The 6,958-nt window shown below is 56.1% G+C and carries 3 protein-coding genes; all 3 read right to left on the minus strand.

What is annotated here, in order from left to right; translation table 11 throughout:
* Nucleotides 1–29 precede the first annotated feature (29 nt).
* Nucleotides 30–1,208: a sugar diacid recognition domain-containing protein gene (locus tag DFO50_RS09880; RefSeq protein ID WP_112692424.1), complete on the minus strand. Its 1,179-nt coding sequence runs from the start codon at nt 1,206–1,208 to the stop codon at nt 30–32.
* A 59-nt stretch (nt 1,209–1,267) separates the two neighbouring features.
* A complete protein-coding gene (locus tag DFO50_RS09885; protein ID WP_112692425.1) occupies nt 1,268–5,467 on the minus strand; it encodes a hypothetical protein in 4,200 nt (1,399 codons plus the stop codon).
* Nucleotides 5,468–5,497: 30 nt separating this feature from the next.
* Nucleotides 5,498–6,958, minus strand: a 1,461-nt coding sequence (locus DFO50_RS19370) for an RHS repeat-associated core domain-containing protein (protein ID WP_199489792.1), incomplete at its 5' end; no start/stop codon positions are given.

Here is a 6,958-nt window from a genome sequence, read left to right on the forward strand (position 1 = left end):
CGTAAAACCGGAGATGAAAACAGAATTTATTAGGCGTTTTTACAAATTGCCTGCGGGCGGGCACCGGCATGCAGCTGCAGCGCCACATACAGCAGCAGCCGGTCGTCGAGCCGGCCAGGGTCCAGTTCGCACAAGGCACCGATTCGTTGCAGCCGGTAATCGAGGGTATTGCGATGGATGTGCAGTGCACGGGCCGCCGCGCCCGGCTGCGCATCGTGGGCCAGCCACACCGTCAGCGTGCGCTGCAGCAGCCCGTGCGGATCGTGCTCGGCCAGTGTCCGCAGCGGGCGTCGCAATTCGTCGGCCTGCCAGCCGTCGCGCAGGCTGTCCAGCAGCACGGGCAGCATCAGGTCCTGATAGAAATAGGCCCGCTCGTCAGGCGCTCGCCGGCGGCCGACATCCAGTGTCGACAGCGCCGTGCGGTAGGAGCGGGCAATGCCGCCCGGGCCGGGGAAATACTGTCCCAGTGCAATACGCACCCCCAGTTCGCTGCCATCGCGCATGCGCGACAGCAGACGGTGCACGCGTTCGCGGTGCGCATCGGCATTCCAGCCGTCGGCGCGGACCTCGACCGGCTTCAGCACCACAATCTCGTTCAGCGATACCGTGGCGATCAGGTTGTCGCGTTCCGGCGTGGTCAGCAGCACCTGCAGCTGCTGCAGCTCCGCCAGCGTGGCATCGACCCCGAGCGTATGGCTGTCGACCTCGATCACCGCGACCACGCGCGGCTGGTCCAGATCCAGCCCGAGCCGCTGGGCCCAGTCTGTCAGTCCCGGGCTCAGCGTGTCGTTGCGGATCAGGTTCAGCAGCAATTCCTCGCGCTGGCGGGTGTCCCGGGCAATCAGCCGTGTCAGTCGCGACTGCTCCAGCATCATCTCGGCCGTCATTCGCACCAGCTCGCCGAAATGGCGGACCTGGTCGGGCTGACCGGTCAGTCCGACCACGCCAACGATGGTGCCATCGCTGCGCAGCGGCAGATTGATACCGGGCCGGGCCTGATACAGGCGGCTGGCCATGGCTTCGTCGATCTCGACCGTGCGTGCCTGGGACAGGGCCAGCAAGGCACCGTCGTGCATCTGCCCGAGCCGCGAGGCGTCGCCGCTGCCGATAATGGTGCCGTGGGCGTCCATCACATTGACGTTGCAGTCGAGAATGCACATTGTGCGGTCGACGATGGTCTGGGCGAGCGGGGCGTCGATGGGAATCATGGCGGGCAATGCAGGGCAGGGACAAACATTATCGCCAATTCCCGGCCGGAGCGGGGTGTCTATTCTTCGGGCAGATCGGCACTGCGGTTGGCATCATACTCGCTGGCCCCCAGGTCGAACGTCAGTCCGTAGGCATTCTGGCCCCGGATATGGAAATTGTAATAGCGGTAAAAAACACGTGTCTCGGTGGTCGCTATCCCGTACGTAACGTACTGATGGCCTTCCACGACCGGTGTGCCATGCGGACCATTAAGGCAGGGGTGGACATTTGCTTCGCCTTGCGCATTGACTTCAGTAATGAACATGGTCTCCCCGTCGACAAGATGATAGAGAATAAAAAAGGGGGGGTCGGTTCTGTTGGTCTGGTGCTGGTCGATTTGCAGGTGTCCATCGACATAGATATTGGCAGAATAGAGCGTGCCGGTTTTGCTGCTGACGGTCGTCCATATTTTTCTCCCTGTTGCATCGTAGTAATAAAAAGCAGAAGTATCGACATCGTTGTATTTGTCGGCCATGTAGCTGATGTTTTTTGAATCTTCATAATGGTAATGTTTTTCCGATGTGCCATTGGCTGTTTGATAGATCTGGCTTGTGGTATTGCCCTCGGAATCGTATTTGAAATCTATTTTTTCTGGGGTATTTGAATTTCCGCTGATTGCCGAGTTGTCGATTTTTACCAGGTTTGTTTTGTTTTCATACGCGTAGCGTGAAAGCAGGCTGCCCTGGCTGAGCTCGCTGTTGATGGTTGAAATATTTCCCAGTCTGTCCCGCATGAAGGATTGTTTCAGAACCGTGTCACCATACTCATTGCGATACGTGACATTCCCGTTTCTCTTCCAGGACAGCAAGGCGCCCCTGTCATTATATGTATAGCTCTCATCCCATTGATACGCATGCTGTGCCTGAAACGTGTACGAAACCTTTTTGAGTTTCCGGTGTGGGGTATATGATATTTTGCATCCGAATACGTAATGTGAAAACAAATAATGGGAACGGCTTTTTTCATCATTGTATTGATTGTAAGTCTGGTTTTGTTTTATGTGCCTGAAATTGTTGTAAATTGTCATGGCGTAATTGTCTATCTGGGTCAGATTGCCCGTCGATTTTGACCGGTGAAGATAGGAGGCGCTGAGTATTTTGTTCGTGTGGTTTGTATCGCTCGACAGGTAGCGGATGATTTTTCCCCGCCCGCAATCATCGTACACATACTGCTTTTTTATGGTGGTGCTTTCGCTGTTGAACTGGACTGAAATTTCGACAGGCTTGCCGCGCACTGTGCTGGTGATTGTGGTTTTGTATTTGCCGAGATCGCTACTGTCCCAGGCGGCAGCATCTTCACAGAGATGGTCAAATGCGTCGTAACTCAGTGTGCGGGAATACGTGTAAGCTCGCCGCACCGTTTTTTCCCCCATCAACCGCCCGGAATCCGGCGCGTAGCTGAACGACATGATGGCAAGGGGGATGGCAACGCTGTTTTCGATGGCTTCTCTTGTAATGCTTTCGAATACAGGGTGATATTTATATGCCCATTGCCGGCCTCCGGTAATCGAGACCAGAGCGGGTCGGGAGAAGACGGACGATCCGCTGTAGTCGTATCGGGTCTTGACGCCATTGATGGTGGTCGATATTTCCCTGTCGAGACCATCATGACTTTTTTCTCCCATGACCGTACCGTCTACATCGATGACGGAAACCAGGGGGGCGGCGCTGTGCGGGGCGTAAAAAAAAGATTGTTTGCCGCTTGCGCTGCCGTTCTTGACGATTAGCCGATCAAAGGCATCGTATTCATATGTAAAAGTTTCTTGCCCGCTGAGCGTGGACTTGCTTTCGCGCATGAACGGATCGTAACTGAACTCCTGGGCAGTATCCGGTTTTTTTCTGGCGTGGCTCGCATAAGTTTCCTGCAGGAATAGCTGATCGATTGCATTATAGTAGGACAGGGTCGTGCTGCCGCCAGGGTAATATGTAACAGCAATCGATGCAGGGTAGTCATTTCTGCTATGGGCATCATAAACGTAGGAAATAGTGCTGGTATCTGGATTTTGCCTGGAAACAGGTTCGCCATAAACATTCCATTCAAATTTTGTCGTTTGCGTTATGTCGGGGGGAATGATTATTTTTGACGTGGTCTGCTGAATATAGTCGTATTCATTTTCCGTGATGACCTGATCCAGGTCATTGTAGGCATAACTGCAGATCTTGTAACTCATGCCCGCATGGGTCGAAGAGGCTGGCAGGGTCCAGAACACTTCTGATGGATTGCCCAGATCGTCGGTTACGGTGACTTCCGTAAACTGGCTGGATGTTTTTTTAGTCAGGCTCCGGTTGGACATGGGCTGGAAAGTGGCCAGTGTGGTGATTTCGTTTTCTGTTCCTTTTGCACGAGTGCTCCTGGTGACGCGGCCTTGTGCATCATATTCGAAACACGAAACAATGCCGTTGGTGTCGATAACGGACAAGGTCTCTGCAGTAATGAATGCTTGGGTCAGCGATTCCGTTTTCTTTACCGTGCTGCTATCGTAGCCGGTCGTTTCCTTGGCGATGGTGCTTGTGCTGTCAGCGCTACTTTCCGTATAGGTAAAGCAGGTTGTAGTCGGCAAGTAGGAAGGCGGGGTGTTGGGGGCCGTTATCCTGGCCATGCTTGACGTGATCTGCGTGGGCCGCCCTGCATTATCATACAGATAGGCCGTTTTCTTCAGTGCCGTCAGACGCGTGACGGGAGGGAGTGCAGGCTGCATGAAGTACTGCTCTTCATTGATCTGAACCAGGTTGGTGTCCTGCATCTGGCTATAGGTGTATTGCCATATTTTTTTCGGAACGGCATCTGCATTGCTTCCGGAGGAAATAACCTGGTTTTTCAGATATTTTACAAACCCATAAAGGTCTGCCGGGCAGAGAATGGTGCCGTCTTCGGTCATTTCTCCTGCCGCCGGATAATAAGTATTCCATTCCGTCATGCCGGACGGCGGGCAGACCCTGGTCAGGTTTTCATAATCGTCGTACTCGCGTACCGTGGACTGGCTGGTCTGCCTGCTTGTCTGGCCCGTTTGCGTCGTGCAGGTTTGCTCGTCTTTTGTATACAGCGTGAAAGCGGGCGGCTGGGCATCAATGCCGGCATTCGGGGTCAGCGGGTAGGTATAGGCATGGTCCTTGATCCGGAGCGGGGAAGGGCCGCGGGGTGTGCTGTGGACCAGCAGATAGAACTTGTTGTAGGTTCGGGTCGTGACCAGGGCGGGGCGGGCAGGATCACCAATGGTTTCTGTGGTTTGATAGGAAAAACTGTCCGGCAGCCCTTCCAGGTTGTCGGTGCTGTCATTCCATATTGTTACATCAGGATAACCAAGATAATTTTTTTCACCATACTGATAAGTGATCGTACGGTTTTTTGCCGGCTGGCCTATGCGGGAGCAAATGCTGCGCGTGATCGATGAGGTGGCCGGCACGGCTTTTCCCAGGCCGTCTGGCGAAGGCAGGGTGAGATAGCGGACGGTATCCCGCTGGCAGTAATCGACAAAAGATTGCCAGGAGTCTATGCGCAGAAAGGACGTATTGTGCGTGCCGTAGGCGATGCTGTACAACAGGCTCGACGAGGTGGCAGTTGTCTGTTTGACCCGCTCCAGACGCGGGATGCCGGACTGGTTGCAGTAAAACGTCAGTACGCTGCGTGCGGTGGTGACAACGTGGTTCCTGAAATTGCTGGCAGCACCCGGGGGGGCGGTGCTGCTGAGGGCAGTGGAAAGCAGAACCGTGCCGTCATTGTCGGTCATTTTAAATGAATTATCCGAAGACCAGCTGATGTTGACTTGTTTTCCATTGGCGGATTTTATGACTGTCGTTTTGCCATTTTCAATGGTCTCTGTTGTGCCGTTTTTGTAAACCAGCGTGTAGGTCGTATCGGTATCCTTGAAAATCTGGAAGGTGTTTGTTCGTTTGTATTTAAGAATGCTCTCTTCTTCGCTGCCCGCTTGCAGGCGATATCTGTGCCCGTCTGCCAGTACCAGCGTATCGATGGCAGGCTGTGTATTGTCTGACGGCTGCTCGGTGTCGATATGTGTCAGATTCAACTCCCAGCCAGTACCAAACCCATAATCAATAGGGTTGAAAAGGTTGAATCGCAGCGCCAGCGTGAAGGTGGGTCCGAGCAGACGATTGGCAGACAGGCTGGCAATGGGGATGTGCCGGATATATATTCCTGTTGCTGGGTCGACGCCTTCTTGTTCCCAATCTGTCAGATTGAATGCATTGGAATAAAAAAGCATGGCAGTGCTTTCCTGTTTTCGCTTCCAGGCTCAGGGCATGAGGTTGAAATTTGCCATGGAATGTTGAAGCGATGATGCCGGAGAGGTTTGCGCTGTGTAGTACAGGCTTTCCATGGATACTTGCGTGGTGGGTGCTGTTTTCGGCATGGTCAATTTTCTCACCAGGCCCAGGTTGGGGGTGGACTGCGAGATGACAACCCGGGGAAGCTGAAGAGTACGGGGCAATGGCGCAGACAGCGTGCGGGCTATCTGTGTGCTGCCATGTGTTGCCATGCCGGCAATGGATTGTCGTGACGGGCTGCCGAACAATAATTTTCTGGAAAAAGACACGAGCGCCTTCATGCCGAGAAACGCCTCTTTCAGCATTAGTGGTGCGCTCATCAGGGCGCCGACAAGAAAGAACACATTTGCCATGTCTCCCAACTCTGTCGCCAGGCCCGGGTCGGTGTCCAGGTAGCTGCCTGAGGCGATTTGCAGTGCCGCCCCTGTCGATACCATGAAGCCGGTCATGACGCCCAGCAGAATGGTCAGCCACCCGCCCGATGCCAGGCTGGCCACAATACTCAGCACGCCGATAATCAGACCGATGCTGCCTCCCGCTATGGACAGGCTGGCACTGGCGCTCAGGCGACGAACCCTGACAGTGGGAGCGTAGCCGGACGGGTCGCCAAGATTGACCGGGTCGCCAAAGCAATAAGCATAAGGATTGAGGCCGCCGACGGAAAACGGGCTGTAGGGGTCCGGTGTCAGAAAGCGTTGAATGCCCGGATCGTAGCTGCGTACGCCGCTGCCGAGCGGGTACAACTGGCTGCGCGGGCCGATCCAGTCGATATGCTCGCCGTTCATGCCGACTCGCGGGCGGGAGGCGTCGCTTTCCTGGCGGGGGGCGGAGACCTGCGGCGGCGGGGCATGGCGGGCACTGTCGTTTTCATCTGCCGCGACGCAGTACCAGGGACGATAGCCGTGTGTACGGGCGCTGCCGTTGCCATGCCGGACCAGCACCGGCTTCCGTGTGGCATCCCGATAGTGCTGCGCAAACGGCAGCGGCGGCGCCTCGCGTGCCGGCCGGCTGCGGTCCACGCAGTAGCCCGGATACTGCAGCAGCGCCAGCCCGCCCGCGCTGCACTCGTCTCCCGCCGCCACCTGCCAGCGCACCGCCAGCGGTCCGCTGACCGCTTCCCCGCTTTCGTCGTAGACAAAGTCGCCGTTTTCGCTCAGCCGGTAGCCGTCTCCCGGTTCGACCAGTTGCACCGTCCGCCACGCCCGGTCGTGCCCGTCCCGGTAATCCATCCGCTGCCGGATCTGCCGCGCCGGATCCGTGCTCACCCGGTCGGCGCTCAGTACCAGCCGGTGCGCCGGCAGCCGGCTGTCGATCTCGCCGATCCAGCTGCCCGCAGCGTAAATCACCACTTCGGCCATGCCCTGCAGCGCGTCGCTGGCCGAGACGCTGGCCTGTTCCGGCGTCAGGCCACCCGGCAGGTAGCTCGCCAC

The sequence above is a fragment of the Microvirgula sp. AG722 genome (assembly GCF_003269145.1).
Classification (GTDB): Bacteria; Pseudomonadota; Gammaproteobacteria; order Burkholderiales; family Aquaspirillaceae; genus Microvirgula; species Microvirgula aerodenitrificans.

Bases quoted from the DNA above. Each gene is read 5' to 3' on its own strand.
- DFO50_RS09880 (WP_112692424.1), bottom strand. From the start codon at position 1,208: ATGATTCCCATCGACGCCCCGCTCGCCCAGACCATCGTCGACCGCACA.
- DFO50_RS09885 (WP_112692425.1), bottom strand. From the start codon at position 5,467: ATGCTTTTTTATTCCAATGCATTCAATCTGACAGATTGGGAACAAGAA.